Origin of the sequence: Actinoplanes flavus (assembly GCF_017592555.1) — a bacterium.
GTDB classification, from domain to species: domain Bacteria; phylum Actinomycetota; class Actinomycetes; order Mycobacteriales; family Micromonosporaceae; genus Actinoplanes; species Actinoplanes flavus.
The window spans coordinates 18444-36444 of the sequence record NZ_JAGFNS010000028.1 but is presented as its reverse complement, the minus strand read 5'-3'; the positions used below and the strand labels follow the sequence as shown (position 1 = coordinate 36444).

Sequence of the window (18001 nt, the reverse complement as noted above, 5' to 3'; positions counted from 1 at the left end):
CGGGAAGCTTAGAGAGTCACCGGCTCGCGCCCCTACGTGGTGGTGACCACGCCGGACCGGGCGACCGTCCGGGTGTAGGTGCCCTCCCGCGCCATGTCGTCCTGCCGCAGCACCGCGTCGACCGAGAAGACGTAGTGACTCTTCGCTTGCAGGCCGGGCACCGTGGTGCTGACCATGCCGCACTCCAGCGGGACCTCACGGACCCAGTCGATCTGGGGCTGCGGGCCGCTGACCAGGTCCTGGCTGATCGCGGTGATCCGGTAGTCGACGATGTTCGCGCCGCCCGGGTGGTACCAGGTGACCACCGCGCTGGTGCTGCCCGGCGTGACGGTCAGCCCGTCGATCGGCTGGGCGTTCTGCCGGGGCGTACAAACCGGTGTAGCGCTGCCGCTCGCGCTCGGCGACACCGTGGGCAGCGGCGGCAGGGTGATCGACGGGGTCGGCGCGGCCGTGCCGGGCGTGGTGCTCGGCGCCGGCGTCGCCTGGCCCTGGTCCACCAGGATCCAGCTGGTGCCGCCCACGGACGTCGCCTCGTCCTCCCCGTTCCGCTTGCCCGACGAGGACGAGGAGCATCCGGCGATCAGCAGTGGCAGCACGACGGCGGACAGCGCGACGGCGGACTTCCGGTATCCCAGCACGACAGGTGTTTCGGGCCGCCGGAGCAGAACCTTAGGGCTTGCGGTAATAGTCTCCCGCGCGCCGGGCCAGGTCCTTGGTGGCCGCCGAGTTCACCCAGGTGCCGAGGATCATGCCGGCGCCCGGGATCATCTTGGCGAACAGCCGCTTCGCGGCCTTGAGACCGGCCATCCGGGCGAGTTTCACACCCAGGGTGACCAGTACGCCGCCGAGCGGCCGCCCGGAGTCACCGGTGAAGATGCGGCTGGCCCGTTCCCGGCCGGCCGCGACGCCGAGCGCGGTCCGGGCGGTCTCGGCCAGCCGGTGCACCCGCTGGAGCACGAGCAGATCGGTGGCGCGCTCCGGTGCGGCCGGGTCGGCGCCGTAGGCGGCCGCGATGTGCAGCACCATCCGGGCCTGGGTCCAGGCGAGCACACCGACGTCGAGGACCGCTCCGGGCAGGCCGGTCGCGCCGGACACCGCCCCGGAGACGCGGGCCAGGGTGGTGAAGTGCCGGACGGCGAGCACCGCCAGTTGCTCCGGCTCCAGCTCGGGACGGTCGGCGCGCATCCGGGCGTGCCAGTCGGCGGCCTCCGGGCCGAGCCGGCGGACCGCCTCCAGGGCGAGATGCTCGGGCGCGTACTGCGGGTCGGCCTTCATCCGGGTCCACAGGGTCCCGGGCGGGGCGGTGGTCTCTGGTACGGACTGCGGTCGAGTCAAGATCACTCCGAGGGGGGCGAGGAAGGGATCTGGGCCCCATTGTGCGGGGTGCGCGCACGTCCCCCACGGCACGAGGTGTTCACCGTCACAGCGGTTTGGCGCGCGTACGGCGTACGAGATGATGCGATAGACCGGAATGAGAAACGCCGGCCCGCGGTTGGCAGGGAGAAGCCCGCGGCAGCGGGCGCGTCTTTCGAGGGAGGATCACAGCGTGCTCGACCCACACGGGCTCTACGAGGTGACCGGTGACCTGCCGGCTCTGGACGGCCCGGTGCTCATCCAGGCGCTCACCGGTTTCGTCGACGCGGGCAGCGCCATCCAGCTGGCCCGCGACAATCTGCTGGAGCATCTGGAGAGCGAGGTCGTCGCCACGTTCGACCTGGACCAGCTGCTGGACTACCGGTCCCGCCGCCCTCCGATGATCTTCGAGGCCGACCACTTCACCAGCTACGAGGACCCGGTCCTCGCCCTGCACCTGATGAAGGACCGGCTGGGCACGCCGTTCCTGATGCTCGCGGGCCCCGAACCGGACCTCCAGTGGGAGCGTTTCATCGCCGCGGTGACCGGCCTGATCGACCGTCTCGGCGTCAAGGTCACCATCGGCCTCAACGCCATCCCGATGGCCGTCCCGCACACCCGCCCGGTCGGCGTCACGGCGCACGCCACCGACAAGCGCCTGCTCGGCGAGCACGAGTCGTGGTTGCAGCGAGTGCAGGTGCCGGCCAGTGTCGGCAACCTTCTCGAGTTCCGGCTCGGCAACTCCGGCCACGACGCGCTGGGCTACGCCGCCCACGTCCCGCACTATCTGGCCCAGACCGGCTATCCGGCGGCCGCCGAGCTGCTGCTCGACTCGGTGTCGGCGAACACCGGCCTGGCCCTGCCGACCGGTGAGCTGCGGGAGTCCGCCAAGCTGGTCCGCGTCGAGGTGGACAAGCAGATCGCCGACGACGAGCAGGCCACCCGACTGGTCGCCTCGCTGGAGGCGCAGTACGACGCCTTCGTCCGCGGCCGTCAGGGCAACCTGCTGGCCGGCTCGGACACGCCGCTGCCGACCGCGGAGGAGCTCGGCGCCGAGCTGGAGCGCTTCCTCGCCGAGCAGGGCCGCGACGACAACTGACCGGCGCTCCGCCGATCACCGATCAGGCTCGATCGTGTAGTACCGCAGCCGAACCGGGCTGCCGTCGGGCCCGGTCCAATCCGCGACGACGGTATGGGTGTGACGCCAGCCGGTCGCCTCGTAGAAGGCGGCCGGCCCGGCCCGCCGCTCGTCGTCCACGACGTTCAGCGTGAGCGTGCGCCCGTGCACCGCGGCCCACTGCCGGACCGCGCCGACCAGCCGCCCGGCCAGCGAACGGCGACGGGCGGCCGGGACGACGAAGAGCCGGGAGAGCTCGGCGTCCCGGTGGACGGCCACGTGCCCCAGCACCGCGCCGTCCACGCCGGTCGCCACCCACGAGCACAGCTCGATCTCCGGGGCCAGCCAGCGCAGCGGGTCGGCCGGCCAGTTCAGCGGATAGCGGTCCGCCTCGTGGACCGCGCGCAGGGCGGCCACGCAGCGCTCCAGATCCTCCGGCCGCCGCAGCCGGATCATCGGGCCCTGCTCACGGCGGTGAGAGCCACCGGTCAGTCCCACATCCGGCCCCCGAACATGGCGGTCAACCGGGGCAGCGCCTCATCCGCATCGCGGTCGTCCTCCGCACGGTCCTGACACGGCGTGACATCTCCCGCGTCGCGGGCCCGCAGCGCGCCGTGGATCCGGCTGGGATCCCGTTCACGCCGCTCGTACTCGTGGACGGCGACGAACTCGAGTTCCTCGAACCACGGATACTCCTCGTCCGTCCACTCTCGCGGATGCCGTTCGGCCAGCTGTCGCACCTCGGGTTCGTCAGCCACCCCGGTCCGGGGTCTTCCGTCCCAGACCGACCAGCCATGCCTGGAACCGGGGGAAGCCGTCGTCGCCGCAACCGCACAGGACGAGGGCGGCGATGTCCAAGCCGGCCCCCGTCTCCGATCCGATGATCCCAAGTCTCGCCACCGGCGCCTCCCGGATACGCGGGTCCTCGGTCGTCACCCGCATCGCCGGCCCCTCGCTCCAGAGTGGTCCATCGTCGTCCTTCCGCGTTGGGAATGTCGTACCCGTCGATTAGAATGTATGTACGAAAGAGGGGACCTGAGCTGCGGATCTTCGGCGGATTTCCGCAGCGCGAGTGAGGAGACGACGTGACGATCTCGACCACCCCCGTGCCCGTGATCCCTCCCTACGCGACGATGCTCGGCTTCACGCGCTATGTCTCCCGCACCGGCCCGGCGAAGGCCACCTTCGTCGGCGGCCTGCGCCGGCAGCGGGAGCGGCGGAGCGGTTTCAACCCGCACGGCCAGCTCGTCAAGGCACTGAAGGCGGACATCGCGTTCCGCACCGGCGGCAGCTACCTCGGCGGTGTCGTCGACGTGGTGAAGGACCGCTGGAAGCCGCTCTACGAGGCGTTGCGCGCCGGCGCCCGCACCTACCTGGCGTCGCTCGGCGACCCGGAGCGGGTGGATCTGGCGCAGACCCGTGACGCCATCGCCACGGTCGGGCCCCTGGCCGTGAAGATCAACCCACATTTCGGCCTGCGCTATGCCGACGGCCGGCGTGAGGCCGTCCGGCTGCACTTCGACGAGGAGCCGCCGAGCGCGGAGGCCGCGACCGCGATGCTGCACCTCATGGCCCGTCACATGGACCAGATCCTGCCCAACGCCGAGCCGGTCCTGGTCGACCTGCGACGGGGTGTCGTCCACCGCATCGACGCGGCGGCCCGCCCGGCCGACGTCGAGAGCTGGCTCGCCGGCGAGGCGGCCGCCTTCACCGCGATGTGGGCCGCCACCGCCGCCCCGGCCGCCTGACCGGCGCCGGGGGGGCGGGGGGGGGCCCCCCCCCCCCCCCGGGGCGCCGCCCCCGGCCGCGGCCGGGGCGCGGCGGCCGGGGGTGCCCCCCCACCGGGGGCTGCGGCGCTCGCCGATGCGGCGCTAGGCTGCCGGGCGTGAGTCCCTTCCCCGGCGTTCTGCCGCCGCCGCGCTCCTGACCGGAGCGCCGCCACGCCGTTCAAGCCCCGCTTGACCGGCTGTCTCGCCTTGCGCTCCGTCGCCGGCCCTTGACGACTCACTTCCGCACGGAGCGCATGTGTTCACCACCACCACCCTCTCGTCCCGCGTCCCCGGTTCCCGGCTGAGCCTGTTGCAGGTCTCCGCCGCCGGCATCCTCTGGGGCACCACCGGCGTCGTCGTCCAGGTCGTCGCCGCACGCACCGGCCTCGGCGCCGTGGCCATCGGCTTCTACCGGCTCGCCGTCGCGGCCGCCGTCCTGCTGCTCATCGGCCTGGTGGCCGGCCACCGGATCGTGGCCGCGTTCCGGGCGGCGCCGCTCGCCATCACCGTCGCCGGTGCCGGGCTCGCCGCCTACCAGGCCCTCTACTTCGTGGCCGTCCGCCTCGCCGGGGTCAGCATCGCCACCGTGGTCAGTCTCGGGCTCGCTCCCGTGCTGCTGAGCGCGTGGGAGACACTGCGCACCCGGCAGCGGCCCGGCGCCGCCACCCTCGGCGCCTCGGTGGCCGCGATCATCGGACTCGTGCTGATCGCCGGCGCCACCGTCGAACCGGGCGCCGCCACCGCCGCCGGCTACGGGCTGCTCGCCGCGATCGGGTCCGGCATCGTCTACGCGGCGTCCACCGCCGTCAGCCGGCACACCACCCAGGGCGTCGAGCCGCTGACCCTCACCACCCTGTCCTGCGTGATCGGCGCGATCAGTCTGCTGCCGCTCGCCGCGGTCGAAGGACTGTCCTTCACGCCGCGGGCCACCCCGGTCGCGCTGCTCGTCTACGCCGGGGCGGTCACGACGGCGCTGGCGTACGCGCTGTTCTACACCGGGCTGCGCCGCATCCCCGGCAGCGTGGCCGTGGTGGTCACCCTGCTCGAACCACTCACCGCCGCCCTGCTCGCCGTCGTCCTGATCGACGAGCCGCTCGGCGCCGCCACCATCGTGGGCGGGCTCCTGCTCCTCGGTGCGGTCGCCACCCTCTACCTCGACGCGGACTGACGGCGGATGACGTCGCCATGTCGGGAATCACCAGATCGGGCAAGATTTTTCCAAGTATCCGCGCGGTAACCGCTTAGGTGCAGCCCGGTTGCGACGATTACCCCTGGTGTAAGGCGGAACCGGCGGATCTCGGGGGGACGTTCGGCCATGAAGAAGCTCGGAAGCGTGGCGCTGGCGGCGGCGATCGGACTGGGCGGCCCACTCCTCCAGCCCACGGCGGCAGAGGCGGCGGCGACACTGCCGAGCCTGGTCGCCTACGTGCGCGGCGGTGACGTCTACGTCAGCAAGGGCGCCACCGAGAAGCGGCTCACCACCGGCGGCGGCCACGCCCGGCCCCGCTGGTCGCCGAACGGACAGCAGCTCGCCTACCTCAAGAACGGCCAACTCTGGACCATGAAGGCCGACGGCACCGGGCAGCGCCGCCTCACCACCCGCCCGGCGGCCGGCCCATCCTGGTCCCCGGACGGCACCTTCATCGCCTTCGCCTCACTGTCCTGCTCCGGCGGCCCCGGCGTGTACCGGATCGCCGCCGGCGCCGCGGCCGCCAAGCCGCAAGTGCTGTTCCCGCGCGACTGCCGCACCGAACAGCTGCCCGCCGAACCCGCCGCCACCGCACGGGCCGCCGGCACCCTCAACGAACGGCTCCGCACCGACGACGCGGTCGCCTGGTCACCCGACGGGACCCGGGTCGCCTTCCGCGGCGGCGACTGCGAGTCCATCTACGACTCCTGCCTCACCATCGGCACCGTCGCCGGCGGCGAGGAGAAGACAGTCGCCGCCTACGGTGGCGGCAGCCTCCAGAACAGCGGCTTCGCCGTCGTACCGAGCTGGCGTGCCGACGGCGCGAAGCTGTCCTGGACCGCCTACCAGGAAGGCGAGACGCCCGCCGAAAGCAAGCCGGTCCACGTCATCGAGTACGACACCGCCACCGGCGCCAAGCGCACCATCGGCAGCGCCATGGACCGGGAACTCTCCTACATCGACAGCACCCGCGCCGTCGTCACCAGCCAGAACAACGGCGGCTCGTGGGTGACCCTCATCGGCCTGGCCACCGGCACCCGAACCCTGATCCGCACCGGCTCCCAGCCCAGCGTCCAACCGAACTGAGCTGTGCCTGATTGCTCCGCTTCGCTCCGCGGCAAAGCTGGGCCTGATTGCTCCGCTTCGCTCCGCGGCAAAGCTGGGCCCGATTGCTCCGCTTCGCTCCGCGGCAAAACGCCTTGTAACCGGTGACGAGGCAGGTGATTTCCCGCCGCCAGCACACCCCGCTGGCGTCGGGAAATCAGCTGCCTCGTCACCGGCGGCGTTTTGCGGGGGTGCCCGTCACACCGCTGCGCCGCTCAGGGTGATCGTTCGCCGGGTGGGGTGAGTGGCGTGGGAGCTTGCTGTGCGCCTTGGTCGATCTTGGTCAGCTGGTCGTGGGCTGTCTCGCAGCGTTCGAGACAGCCCCACAGCCGGCCGGACGAGATCCGCCGCGCTCCGGCTTGTGGGTGGGGTGGGTTTTGGGGGTGAGGGTGAGGGGTGGGTGGCCCGGCGGCGGGGCGCATGCTTGCGTTGCAGGGAGGTGGTGGAGAGGGCGGGGCGGGGTGGATCTTGGGGGGCGGGGACGCCGTACCGGGAAGGGTTTGATTTCGGGTTGGTGGGGTTGGCGTTTTATCGTGGGCCGCCATGAGTGAGACCGGGACCGACGCAGCCAGGCCGATTCGTACCTTTCATCCGCGCCGTGGGCGGATGAGCAGCCGTCACGCGGAGGCGCATGCGGCTCTGTGGCCGCGGTACGGGATGACCGTCGAGGACGGGGACCGGACTCCGCTGGATCTCGTCGCGCTGTTCGGGCGGAAGATGCCGGTGGTGCTGGAGATCGGGTTCGGGATGGGGGACGCCACCGCGGCCATGGCGGCGGCGGATCCGGGGCGGGGCTATCTCGGGGTCGAGGTGCACACGCCGGGGATCGGGAACCTGCTCGCCCTCAGCCGTGATCTCGAGCTGACCAATGTCCGGGTGGCCTGCGGTGATGCGATGCAGCTGGTACACCGGATCGCGCCGGGGACGCTGGACGCGGTGCACGTGTTCTTTCCCGATCCGTGGCCCAAGGCGCGGCATCACAAGCGGCGGCTGATCCAACCGGGGAACGTCGCCCTGCTGCGCGAGCGGCTCCGGCCGGGTGGGGTGTTCCACTGCGCCACCGATTGGCCCGAGTACGCGGTGGCCATGGCGGAGACGCTGGACGCGGATCCGGGGCTGCGGCGCCTCGCGGCCATGCCGCACGGGCGGCCGGAGACCAAGTTCGAGAGGCGCGGGGCCGTCGCGGGTCGGCCTATCAGCGATCTCCGGTACGAGCGGAGCTGAGCCCGCGATCGATTCGCGCCCGCCGGGGAAGTGCCCGGAAGTGCGGGCGGCGGTCCGGATCGGCGGCCTCAGAGCCCAGCGGGCGGTGGGCCGGATCGGTGACCTCAACGTCGGCGGGCGGTAAGCCGGATCGGTGACCTCAGCGCCCGCGAGCGGTAAGCATGATCAACGGCCTCAAAGGTCAGCGGGCGGTAAGGCGGATCGACGGCCTCAGCGTCGGCGGGCGGTGAGCGGGATCGACGGCCTCGACGTCGGCGGGTGGTGAGCGGGATCGGCGGCCGAGAGCCGGCGACGGGGTGATGGTTTGCCGGTTTCAACCCTTTCGCGCATCTAGGCTTGGGGGTGGAGGTCGGCCATGCGGCGAGATGTCCCCGGCGGCGCCGGGCGGTCTGGAAGGGCGCATGCGGCGGAGGCCGCGGCACTCCCGCACGTGGCCGAGCCTCCCGGGACGAGTACGGCCGATTCTTCATCGGTCGCGTCCCAAGCAGCGCGTCCGGCGGTTCCGAGTGGGGAGCAGCCGGACTCGCCGATCGGGGGGTCGGCCGCCGGCGGGCATTCCGCTTCGCCGGCGGCCGCTGACACCCCGCGAGCAGGCACCCCGCCGCGAGCAGGCACCCCGCCGACCGCGCACGCTGACACCCCGCCGACCGCGCACGCTGACGCGCCGCGAACCGCGCACTCGGGCACCTCCCGGACCGCGCACGCTGACGCCTCGGGGGTCAACGGGAGCCGGGCCGAGTTCTTTCCGGCCGCCCTGCATCGGGGCGTGCTGACCAGCGGGTCCGCGGATCAGCTGGCGGCTCTGACGGCGCGGGCCGCGAACGCGCCGAGCGCCTGCGTCCAGTTCGTCGAAGGGGATCGGCTGCGGCGGTACGGCAGTTGGGGCGTCTCGATGGACGGGGCGGACGTGACCGACACCGGGCTGGACGACTCGCTCGGCGGGCTGGTGGTACGCGGCGCCGAGCCCCTGATCATCGAGGACGCCCGCCGGGACGAGCGGGTGCCGGACGGGATGATCTGGCTGGACGACGGCGCCTACCTGGGCTTTCCGGTGTACGACCGGCCGGGGCTGGTGCTCGGGGTGTGCTGCGTCCACGACCACCGGCCGCGGGAGTGGACGCCGGAGCAGAGGACGGCGGTGGCGGAGGCGGCCGAGGTGGCGGCCCTGTTGATCGGGGAGCGGCTGGCGCGCTACGACCTGGAGCGGCAGCACCGGTTCCTGGACGCGGTGCTGGACAGCCTGCACGACGGGGTGACCGCGTGCGACGCCGAGGGCCGGGTGGTGTTCACGAACGAACGGATGCGCCGGCTCTGGGGCGACACGCCGATCGAGGACGTCACCGGGCTGGCCGACGTCTCGGGGGTGCCGCTGCGAACCGAGGATCTGGGGCTGTTCCGGGCGCTGCGCGGGGAGCGGGTCCGGGACGTGCCGATCGCCGCTCAGGGGCGGGGCCGCCGGATCCGGTTCTTCCTGATGGACGCGCAGCCGATCCACGGCCTGGACGGGCGGGTGCTGGGGGCGGTGCAGGCGGTGCAGGACGTGACCCGGCAGCGGCGGGCGGAACGGTTCCGCAGCTGTGAGCTGGCCGTCACGACCGCTCTCGCGGAGGCGCCGAGCATCGAGGCGGCCGGGCCGCGGGTGCTGGAGGCGGTGGTCGCCACCCTGGACTGGGTGCACGCCGAGTTGTGGATGGTCGACGACGGGACGATCCGGGCGGTGGCCCGGTGGAGTGCCCCGGGCTGGCCGTCGGGTGTCCCGGTGCCGGAGCGGCTGGCGTACGGGCAGGGCCTGGCCGGTCGCGCCTGGCAGGTGGACAAGCCGCTGTGGATCCGGGACGTGGGCCGGCCGCAGAGCCTGATCTCGCCGAGCACCTCGGCGGACCTGCTGCACGCCGCGCTGGCGATTCCGGTGCATCACGGGACCGGGCCGATCGGGGTGCTGACGGTTTTCGCCGACGCGGTGGAGGATCCGGAGGAGGAGCTGGTCGCGCTGATGTCGGGGATCGCCGCGCATCTGGGGCAGTTCCTGGAGCGGCGCCGGGCGGAGGATCTGCAACGGCAGCTGACCCGGAGCAAGAAGGAGTATCTGGCGCTGATCGGGCACGAGCTGCGGACGCCGTTGACGTCGATCAGCACCTACACCGGGCTGCTGCGGTCGGCGGACGAGGCGACCCTGGTACGGGACGGGCCGCGCCTGATCGAGGTGATCGAACGGAACACCGACCAGCTGCGGGAGATCATCGACGAGTTGCTGGAGTTGTCGGCGCTGGACGCGGGGCATGCGGACGTACGGCGTATCCCGATGGATCTGGCCGCGGTGGTGCGGGAGGTGGTCGACCGGGCCCGGGCCGCGATCGACGGCGCGCCGGTGGTGATCGACGCCGACCTGCCGGGTGAGCTGATCCTGCCGGGCGACCGGGACCGGCTGCGGCACATCGTGGAGAACCTGCTGAGCAGCGCGGTCCGGTTCAGCCCGGACGGCGGCCGGGTGACGGTGTCGCTGCGCAGCACCGGGCGGGACGCCGAACTGGCCGTCTCGGATTCCGCCACCGACGTGCCGCGCGCCGAGCGGGAGCAGATCTTCACCGGGCACTTCCGGACGGCGCGCGGCCAAGACCGTACGCTGCCGGGCAGTGTCCTGGGTCTGACGCTGAGCCGGGCCGTGGTGGAGAAGCATCATGGCAGCGTCGAGTTGACCGGCGGCGACACCGGTACGACCGTGCTGGTCCGGCTTCCACTGACGATGTAGGCCCTACTCGGTGGGGCGGCCCCGGCGCTCGATCTCCCGCTGGACCTCCGGGTCCCACTCGGACGCCTTCCAGTCCTCTTCGGTGATCAGCGACTTCTTGCCGGACGGGATCGGCATGTCGGTGAGCCGCCGGATCCGGTCACGGGTCAGCACCACCCCGGTGATCAGCACGATCAGGCCGCCGAACCGCAGGCCGGTGACGGCGTACGCGTGCAGCTGCCCGGACAGCACGTAGCCGGCGGTGATCAGCGCGAGGGTGAGGAACAGTGCGGTGTAGCCGGCGACGCCGGGGCCGGTGTCGGTGACCCGGTGGGCGCTGATGATCCAGACGATGACGCAGACCACCAGACCGATGAGGCAGACCAGCGCGACGAACCCGGCGATCATGGCGAAGACCACCATGAAGCCCATCGGGCCCACCCCGGTCGGGTCGGTGGCGCCCCGCACCAGCGCGTCCGCTCCGACCGATACCAGCACCGCGGTGGCCACCGCGACGATCATGTAGGTCACCGCGAATCGGATCACCCGCCGGCTGGCCACGGCGAACGTCTCCAGTTCGCCCTCGTTCACCCGGGTGCACCGGTGCGCGCCGCCGTCCAGGGGCGGCGGCGCGCCGCACTTCTCACAGAACATGGGGCCGATCCTGCCCCATGTCCCGCTCGTCAGCGCTTCGGGTGGACCACCGCGGCCGCGCCGCCGCCCCGGCGGGTGGGTTCGGCGGTGGCGATGAGGCCGCCGCCCCGGGTGAACTCGATCGCGGTGGCCGCCCCGAGTTCGGCCACGTCCGCGGCGAACGTGTGGCCGAGCGGGGTGAGCACCGGGCCGTACCGGGTGCGGAACGCCGCCTCGGCCTGGATGCCGGCGCTGTTGCGCTGGGAGCCGCGCGGCGCGGCCATCGCCTCCGGCAGGGTCATGCCCAGGTCGAGCCGGTTGACCAGCACCTGGAGCACGGTGGTGATGATGGTGGCGCCGCCGGGCGAGCCGAGCGCCAGGAACGGCTTGCCGTCGGCGAGCACGATGGTCGGCGACATGGAGCTGCGCGGCCGCTTGCCCGGGCCGGGCAGGTTGGGGTCGGGTGCGGTGCCCTGGGTGGGCGCGAAGTTGAAGTCGGTCAGCTCGTTGTTGAGCAGGAAGCCGCGCCCCGGCACGACCATGGTGTTGCCGCCGGTCGCCTCGATGGTGAAGGTGTACTCGACGATGTTGCCCCAGCGGTCGGCGACGGTCAGGTTGGTGGTGCTCTGGCCCTCCTCGACGGCGCCGCCCGCGGTGGCGGTGGCGCAGCCGGAGCCGGTCAGGTCACCGGGCGCGACCGGCTTGACCAGCGCCTTCGTGCGGTCGATCGTGCAGGCCCGCTGGGCGGCCCAGCGATCCGAGATCAACTTCTTCAGGACCGGCCGATCGGTGTACGCCCCGACGTACCGGTTCCGGTCGGCGAAGGCGAGCGCCGACGCCTCCAGGTAGTAGTGCAGCTTGTCGGTGGCGGTCGCCGAGGTGGGCAGCCCGGCCTCGATGATGTTGAGCGCCTCGCCGACCGCGGTGCCGCCGCTGGACGGCGTGGACATGCCGTAGACGGTGAGCCCGCGGTAGTCGGAGCGGGTCGGGGCCGGGAACCGGAGCCGGTAGCCGGCCAGGTCGGCCCTGGTGAGCACGCCGGGCCGGATCGGGTGAGCCCAGGTGCCCCACGGGTCGGCGGCGACCGGCGGGTGCTGGACCGTCGTGACGATGTCGTCGGCGACCGCGCCCCGGTAGAAGACGCCGGTGCCCTTCTCCGCGATCAGCCGGTAGGTGGCCGCCAGGTCGGGGTTGCGCTGGATCGTGCCGACCGCCGGCGGCGCCCCGCCCGGCAGGTAGAGCGCCCGGCTCGAGGTGAACTGCCCGAACGCCGCGGCGTTGTCGGTGACCTGCTGGCGGAACGTGGCGTCGACCTCGAAGCCGTGCTCGGCGACCCGGGCGGCGGGCCGCAGGGAGGCGGCGAGGGTACGGGTGCCCCAGCGGTCCAGCGCCTCGTCCCAGGTGGCCAGGGTGCCGGGCGCGCCGGTGGAGAGCCCGCTCACCCGGGCCTCGTTGAAGTCGTACGGCAGCCCGTCCGCCGGGTCGATGAAGTACCTGTCGGTGGCGGTGGCCGGCGCGGTCTCCCGCCCGTCGATCGTCGACACGCTCCGTTTCCGGGCGTCGTAGTAGACGAAGAATCCGCCGCCGCCGATGCCGGCCGAGAACGGCTCGGTGACGCCGAGTGTGGCGGCGGCGGCGACCGCGGCGTCCACCGCGTTGCCGCCGCGACGCAGCACGTCGAGACCGACCGCGGTGGCGGTGGCGTCGACCGTGGCGACCGCGCCGCCGTAGCCGACCGCGGTCGGTTCCTTGACCGGTGTGCCACCGCCGGCCAGGGCAGGTGGGGACGTGACCACGAACCCCAGCGTGGTCAGGGACAGCGCTGTCAGCGCGGGCAGGATCCGCATCGGCCCTCCAGATTGGACAACGTCGGCCATCTATCCCTGCCTACCGGGGATCGGCGCGGCGCACAACCGATCGGCCGACTCCTCATCCGATGCCGAACGGTTGCGGCTCGATCGCCGGGCAGGATGCGCCGGACGCGGGCATGGTCAGCCCGATCAGGTAACGATCGACCGCGCCGCTGACGCACGGGCTGTGCGTGTACGCCACATGCCCCCACCCCTGGTAGGTGAGCAGCCGGGCGGCCGGGCCGAGCTGCCGGGTGACCTGCTGCGCCCAGACGTACGCGGTGGCCGGGTCGTACCGGGAGTTGACCACCAGGACCGGCCCGGTGGCGGGCGGGATCGGCCGTTGCGGGTTGACCGGCGTCTCACGGCCGAGACAGCCGCCGAGGGCGGTCAGCGCGAGCGGCGAGGCGAGCATCTGCGGTGCCCGGACCGCCAGCGCCCGCATCCGGTCCCGGTAGGCGGTGAATCCGTCGACCGGCAGCCACCAGTCCTGGCACATGACCGCCCCGAAGCTGTGCGGGGTGGTGAGGTCGGCCGACTCCAGCACGGGGGATCCGGCCACCGGCTCGGGCGCGGGCTCGTACGCGTCTTTCAGGTAGTACGCGAACGAGTACCACTGTGGGCCGTAGAACGCGCTGAACGCCGCCGAGATGAGGTCCCAGGCGCCGATCCGGTCCGGCGGGTCGTACGGGTCGATCAGCTGCCCGGCCGTGGCCCGCCGCATCAGTTCCGCCCAGATCAGCTTGATGTCCCGGCCGCGCAGCACACACCTGCCGTCCCGGGCGCACCAGGCCACGAACTGGTCGAAGGCGGCCTGCACGGCGTCCGCGGTCTGGGTGAGGAAGGCGTCCACCCCGGCGCTGTGGTCCATCACGCTGTCCAGCACCAGGGCGCGCAGCCGGTGCGGATAGCGCTCGGCGTAGAGCAGGCCGAGCAGGCTGCCGTAGGAGGCGCCGTAGAAGCTGATCCGCTGTTCACCGAGGGCGATCCGGACGGCTTCCATGTCGTGGACCACGCTGATCGAGTCGGCGTGCCGGTAGACCGCGCCGCTGCGGCCGGCGCAGTCGGTGGCCAGCCTGCGGTTGTACTCGCCGGCCTGCCGGAACTCGGCTTCGGTGGTGAACAGCGGTGCCGGCTTGCGGTCTACCAGGGCCTGGTCGCAGAGGACCGGGGCGCTGCGACCGGCGCCGCGCGGGTCGACCCCGACGATGTCGAAGCGGCGGCGCACGTCGGTGCCGAAGTAGCCGTGGTCCAGGACCAGGCCGGCCGCCGAGACGCCGGGGCCGCCGGGGTTGACCAGCAGCGTGCCGACCCGGGCGGTCCGGTCGGCGGCCGGGCTGCGGGCCAGGGCGATGTCGAGGCCGGGACCGGACGGCTCGGACCAGTCGACCGGTACGCGCATGGTGCCGCACTGCACCGTGCCGTCCTGGGGGCACGGTTTCCAGGCGATCGGCGACTGCGCCCGGTCGGCGTGGGCCGGTCGTGGGGCGTACGCCAGAAGGGTCGTGAGGGTGAGGATCGCGGCCGTGAGCCGCCGTGCCAAAGCTCGCAAAGCCCAGACCTCCGCCCCACGCGGCTCGGCACCACGCGGCCCCATCTTGGGCCGGATCGACCCGATCGATCCGGCAAACAGCGTCATTTACCGCAGATAGGGCACATCTCGGCGAGCCGTCGCCGGGGATGCGTGGCAGGGTGGAGGAATGGCATCGATCCGCCGGGCCCTCGCGGCGACCAGTGTGGCCGTTCTGACCGCCTGCTCCGTCGACGGCGAGGCGGCCGCGCCGACGGTGGCGCCGGTGCCGGCCCTCTCGGGCGCGCAGGCGCCCTCGGTCACCTCCCGGGGCAACCCGGATCTCTCCGCGCCGGAGACCGTGGCCACCGGCCTGGACGTGCCGTGGGGGCTGGCCTTCCTGCCGGACGGCACCGCCCTGGTGGCCGAACGCGACACCGCCCGCATCCTCCAGGTGCGGTCGGGCGGCAAGCCCACCGAGTTGCGCCGGCTCCCCGCGGTCGACGCCGGCGGCGAGGGCGGCCTGCTCGGGCTCGCGGTCAAGGACGACTGGGTGTATGCGTACTACACGGCCGCCGGCGACAACCGGATCGCCCGGTTCCGCGGGTCCGGCGGCGACCCGGAGGTGATCTTCGACGGGATCGCCAAGGCCGGCAACCACAACGGCGGCCGGATCGCGTTCGGGCCGGACGGCATGCTCTACGTCGGCACCGGCGACGCGGGCGAGCGCTCCCGCTCCCAGGACCGGAACGACCCGGCCGGCAAGATCCTGCGGCTCACCCCGGAGGGCGACCCGGCGCCCGGCAACCCGTGGTCCGGTTCCCCGGTCTGGAGCCTGGGCCACCGCAACGTGCAGGGCCTGACCTGGGACGCACAGGGCCGGATGTACGGCATCGAGTTCGGGCAGAACCGCCTGGACGAGGTCAACCTCATCGAGCCGGGGAAGAACTACGGCTGGCCCGAGGTGGAGGGCCGCGGCAGCGACGACCGGTACACGAACCCGATCGTCCAGTGGGGCACGGACGAGGCCTCACCGAGTGGGGCCGCCGTCGCCGGCGACACCCTCTACGTGGCCGCGCTCAGGGGCGAACGACTGTGGACGGTGCCGCTCGGCGGCGGGTCGACGAAGGCCGAGTTCACCGGAAGGTACGGCCGGTTGCGCACGGTCGCCGTGGCGCCGGACGGTTCGCTGTGGCTGACCACCTCGAACACCGACGGCCGCGGCGACTTGCGCGACGGTGACGACCGGATCCTGCGCTTCCCGGCCCGCTGACCGCTCAGCTGTCGAGGGGGATCGGCGGCAGTGACGAGATCGCGCAGGCGTACTGGGCGACCTGCCGGTTGTTGGGCACCACACCGAAGGTGCGGAGCTGGTTCTCGATCTCCTTCCGGACGATGTCCTCGGATTGACCGCGATGTGTCTGCGTCACGATGTTGACGACGTAGTCCACGCGTAGTTGCACCTGCCAGCCCACCGGCCGGCTGCTCGCCGAACCGGCGAGCCGACTGATCGAGGCGAGGGGTCCCATGCCGGGGGTCATCGGTGCACGGATTCCTGTCCTTACGTTATGAGGATCCTGTGCAACGGTTTCGCACCCGAATCGCACCCGTCCGGCCCTCAGATCTCGCGGTCCTCGTCCGCCTCCTCCAGCGGAGGCGGCGGGTTCAGCCGCAGCCAGAGCAGCATCAGCAGGCCGAAGGCCAGCATGCCGAGACCCATCCAGAGATTGATCCGTACGCCCTGAGCCTTCTCCAGCTCGGAGGGACCGTCGAGGATCCCGATCAGGGTGACGATCACGCCGTAGAGCACGAACAGGCCACCGATCACCCGTCGTACGTCGAAAAGCCTCGCCATCGTTGCGGCCTCCTCACCAGACCGGGATGTACAGAACGAACGCCAGGATCACCGCGACCACCCCGAGCAGCACCGGGTTGCGCCACCACACCCGGTCCGCGACGAGGGTGTCGCCGGCCGTGCCGTAGACCAGGCCGCGCAGCTCGTCCTCGCTCTTGCCCGGCGTGAACGGGGTGATCAGCGCGGCCACCACCACCGCCGTCACGAAGGCCAGCCCGGCGCCCCAGAAGCTCTGCTCCAGGTCGGAGTTGAACTTCAGCACCTCGGTCAGGTGCAGGATGTAGAGCGTGAACGCGGCCAGGAAGCCGAGCAGCAGCGACCAGAACCCGGCCCACGCCGACATCCGCTTCCAGAACATGCCGACGATGAAGGTGGCGAACAGCGGCGCGTTGAACAGCGAGAACAGCGCCTGGATGTAGTTCATGATGTTGTCGAACCCGGCCGCGATGAAGGCGGTGCCGATGCCGACCAGGATGCCGCCGACCGTGGCGATCCGGCCCACCCGCACGTAGTAGGCGTCGTCCCGGTCCTTGCGGACGTAGGCCTGCCAGATGTCGTAGGTGAAGACGGTGTTGAACCCGCTCACGTTCGCCGCCATGCCGGCCATGAACGACGCCACCAGGCCGGTCACCGCCACCCCGAGCACACCGTTGGGCAGCAGGTCACGCATCAGCAGCGGAATCGCGTTGTTGTACGTGTACGCCCCCTCGTCCGCCCCCAGCCCCTGAACGGTGACCAGGGCGATCAGCCCGGGGATCACGGTGATCGCCGGGATCAGCAGTTTCGGGAAGGCGCCGATGATCGGGGTCCGCCGGGCCGCGCTCATGTCCTTGGCGCTCAGGGCCCGCTGCACCTCGGCGAAGTTCGTCGTCCAGTAGCCGAACGACAGCACGAAACCGAGCCCGAAGACGATGCCGATCCAGCTGGCGCCCAGCGGGTTGTCGGTGCCGCCGGTGTTCGACCAGGTGTGCAGCCCTGCCTCACCGAGCGGGCTCTGCCGCACCTTCTCGAACAGGCCGTCGATGCCGCCCACCTTGACCAGGCCGATGATGGTGATCGGCAGCAGACCGGCCACGATCACGAAGAATTGGAGCACCTCGTTGTAGATGGCCGACGAGAGGCCGCCCAGCGTGATGTAGGCCAGCACGATGAACGCGCCGATCACGATCGACACCACGAGCGGCCAGCCGAGCAGGGCCTGGAGGATCAGCGCGAGGGCGTACAGGTTGACGCCGGCGATCAGCACCTGGGCCACCGCGAAACTGACCGCGTTGAACAGGTGCGTCGGCCGGTTGAAGCGCAGCCGCAGGAATTCGGGGACGCTGCGCACCTTGGAGCCGTAGTAGAACGGCATCATCACGATGCCGAGGAACACCATGGCCGGCACCGCGCCGATCCAGTAGTAGTGCAGCGTCATCAGGCCGTACTGGGCGCCGTTCGCGGCCATGCCGACGATCTCCAGGGCGCCCAGGTTGGCCGAGATGAAGGCCAGACCGGTCACCCAGGCCGGCATCGACCGCCCGGAGAGGAAGAAGTCGGCGCTGGAGCGGATCGCGCGCCGGGCGGCGAACCCGACCCCCAGCACCGTGACGAAATAGACCGCCAGAATCAGATAGTCGACGAACCCCACGTCGAGCCGGAGTCCCGCCACGGGCCACCTCCATGAGTG

General features: G+C 71.9%; 18 protein-coding genes. 7 read left to right on the top strand and 11 right to left on the bottom strand.

All coding sequences use genetic code 11. The annotated features are described in order from the left end of the window. Positions 1–32: 32 nt before the first annotated feature. Together J5X75_RS33230 and J5X75_RS33225 are read right to left on the bottom strand one after the other, a co-directional pair. Complete coding sequence (locus tag J5X75_RS33230; protein ID WP_208471582.1) at positions 33–638, bottom strand: fibronectin type III domain-containing protein; 606 nt, start codon at positions 636–638, stop codon at positions 33–35. A 31-nt stretch (positions 639–669) separates the two neighbouring features. Continuing rightward, a complete protein-coding gene (locus tag J5X75_RS33225; protein WP_208471660.1) occupies positions 670–1275 on the bottom strand; it encodes an EcsC family protein in 606 nt (201 codons plus the stop codon). 271 nt (positions 1276–1546) lie between these two features. Here J5X75_RS33225 and J5X75_RS33220 point away from each other — a divergent pair, with 271 nt between their 5' ends. Further along, on the top strand, positions 1547–2452 hold the full coding sequence (locus J5X75_RS33220) for a proteasome assembly chaperone family protein (RefSeq protein WP_208471581.1): 906 nt from the start codon (positions 1547–1549) through the stop codon (positions 2450–2452). 15 nt (positions 2453–2467) lie between these two features. Here J5X75_RS33220 and J5X75_RS33215 read toward each other — a convergent pair whose 3' ends face one another. Genes J5X75_RS33215 through J5X75_RS33205 form a run of 3 tightly spaced genes read right to left on the bottom strand, consistent with a single transcriptional unit; the run spans position 2468 to position 3412 of the window. Further along, positions 2468–2926: a GNAT family N-acetyltransferase gene (locus J5X75_RS33215; RefSeq protein ID WP_208471580.1), complete on the bottom strand. Its 459-nt coding sequence runs from the start codon at positions 2924–2926 to the stop codon at positions 2468–2470. Positions 2927–2958: 32 nt separating this feature from the next. Next, positions 2959–3228 (bottom strand): hypothetical protein, encoded by a 270-nt coding sequence (locus tag J5X75_RS33210; protein WP_208471579.1) that lies wholly within the window; start codon positions 3226–3228, stop codon positions 2959–2961. Next, the gene (locus J5X75_RS33205) at positions 3221–3412 is read right to left on the bottom strand and encodes a DUF4240 domain-containing protein (protein ID WP_208471578.1); all 192 of its coding nucleotides are present in this window, start codon (positions 3410–3412) and stop codon (positions 3221–3223) included. Before J5X75_RS33205 ends, J5X75_RS33210 begins: the two co-directional genes overlap by 8 nt. A gap of 191 nt (positions 3413–3603) precedes the next feature. On the opposite strand from J5X75_RS33205, the gene J5X75_RS33200 reads away from it, so the two are divergent. The 5 genes from J5X75_RS33200 (at position 3604) to J5X75_RS33180 (ending at position 10505) form a co-directional block, all read left to right on the top strand. Then, positions 3604–4218, top strand: coding sequence for a hypothetical protein (locus J5X75_RS33200; protein WP_208471659.1), 615 nt, complete (start codon positions 3604–3606; stop codon positions 4216–4218). Between the two features lie 277 nt (positions 4219–4495). Further along, the gene (locus J5X75_RS33195; RefSeq protein WP_208471577.1) at positions 4496–5407 is read left to right on the top strand and encodes a DMT family transporter; all 912 of its coding nucleotides are present in this window, start codon (positions 4496–4498) and stop codon (positions 5405–5407) included. A gap of 147 nt (positions 5408–5554) precedes the next feature. Further along, positions 5555–6514, top strand: coding sequence for a TolB family protein (locus J5X75_RS33190; protein WP_208471576.1), 960 nt, complete (start codon positions 5555–5557; stop codon positions 6512–6514). A gap of 624 nt (positions 6515–7138) precedes the next feature. Then, the gene (trmB, locus tag J5X75_RS33185; RefSeq protein WP_238490406.1) at positions 7139–7756 is read left to right on the top strand and encodes a tRNA (guanosine(46)-N7)-methyltransferase TrmB; all 618 of its coding nucleotides are present in this window, start codon (positions 7139–7141) and stop codon (positions 7754–7756) included. 766 nt (positions 7757–8522) lie between these two features. Continuing rightward, positions 8523–10505, top strand: coding sequence for a sensor histidine kinase (locus tag J5X75_RS33180; protein ID WP_307798419.1), 1983 nt, complete (start codon positions 8523–8525; stop codon positions 10503–10505). A 3-nt stretch (positions 10506–10508) separates the two neighbouring features. Here J5X75_RS33180 and J5X75_RS33175 read toward each other — a convergent pair whose 3' ends face one another. The 3 genes from J5X75_RS33175 to J5X75_RS33165 form a co-directional block, all read right to left on the bottom strand. Then, entirely contained in the window at positions 10509–11138 is a 630-nt protein-coding gene (locus tag J5X75_RS33175; protein WP_208471573.1) for a hypothetical protein, read from the bottom strand. A gap of 29 nt (positions 11139–11167) precedes the next feature. Then, positions 11168–12964: a gamma-glutamyltransferase gene (ggt, locus tag J5X75_RS33170; protein WP_208471572.1), complete on the bottom strand. Its 1797-nt coding sequence runs from the start codon at positions 12962–12964 to the stop codon at positions 11168–11170. Between the two features lie 82 nt (positions 12965–13046). Further along, positions 13047–14519 (bottom strand): alpha/beta hydrolase, encoded by a 1473-nt coding sequence (locus tag J5X75_RS33165; protein ID WP_208471571.1) that lies wholly within the window; start codon positions 14517–14519, stop codon positions 13047–13049. A gap of 148 nt (positions 14520–14667) precedes the next feature. Here J5X75_RS33165 and J5X75_RS33160 point away from each other — a divergent pair, with 148 nt between their 5' ends. Continuing rightward, positions 14668–15750: a PQQ-dependent sugar dehydrogenase gene (locus J5X75_RS33160; RefSeq protein ID WP_208471570.1), complete on the top strand. Its 1083-nt coding sequence runs from the start codon at positions 14668–14670 to the stop codon at positions 15748–15750. 4 nt (positions 15751–15754) lie between these two features. On the opposite strand, the gene J5X75_RS33155 is transcribed toward J5X75_RS33160, so the two are convergent. The 3 genes from J5X75_RS33155 to J5X75_RS33145 all read right to left on the bottom strand — a co-directional run bounded on the left by J5X75_RS33155 (position 15755) and on the right by J5X75_RS33145 (position 17983). Then, the gene (locus tag J5X75_RS33155) at positions 15755–16006 is read right to left on the bottom strand and encodes a hypothetical protein (RefSeq protein WP_238490405.1); all 252 of its coding nucleotides are present in this window, start codon (positions 16004–16006) and stop codon (positions 15755–15757) included. Positions 16007–16095: 89 nt separating this feature from the next. Next, positions 16096–16332, bottom strand: a complete 237-nt coding sequence (locus J5X75_RS33150; protein ID WP_208471569.1) for a hypothetical protein — start codon at positions 16330–16332, stop codon at positions 16096–16098. Between the two features lie 13 nt (positions 16333–16345). Next, the gene (locus tag J5X75_RS33145; RefSeq protein ID WP_208471568.1) at positions 16346–17983 is read right to left on the bottom strand and encodes a sodium:solute symporter family protein; all 1638 of its coding nucleotides are present in this window, start codon (positions 17981–17983) and stop codon (positions 16346–16348) included. Positions 17984–18001: the final 18 nt, after the last annotated feature.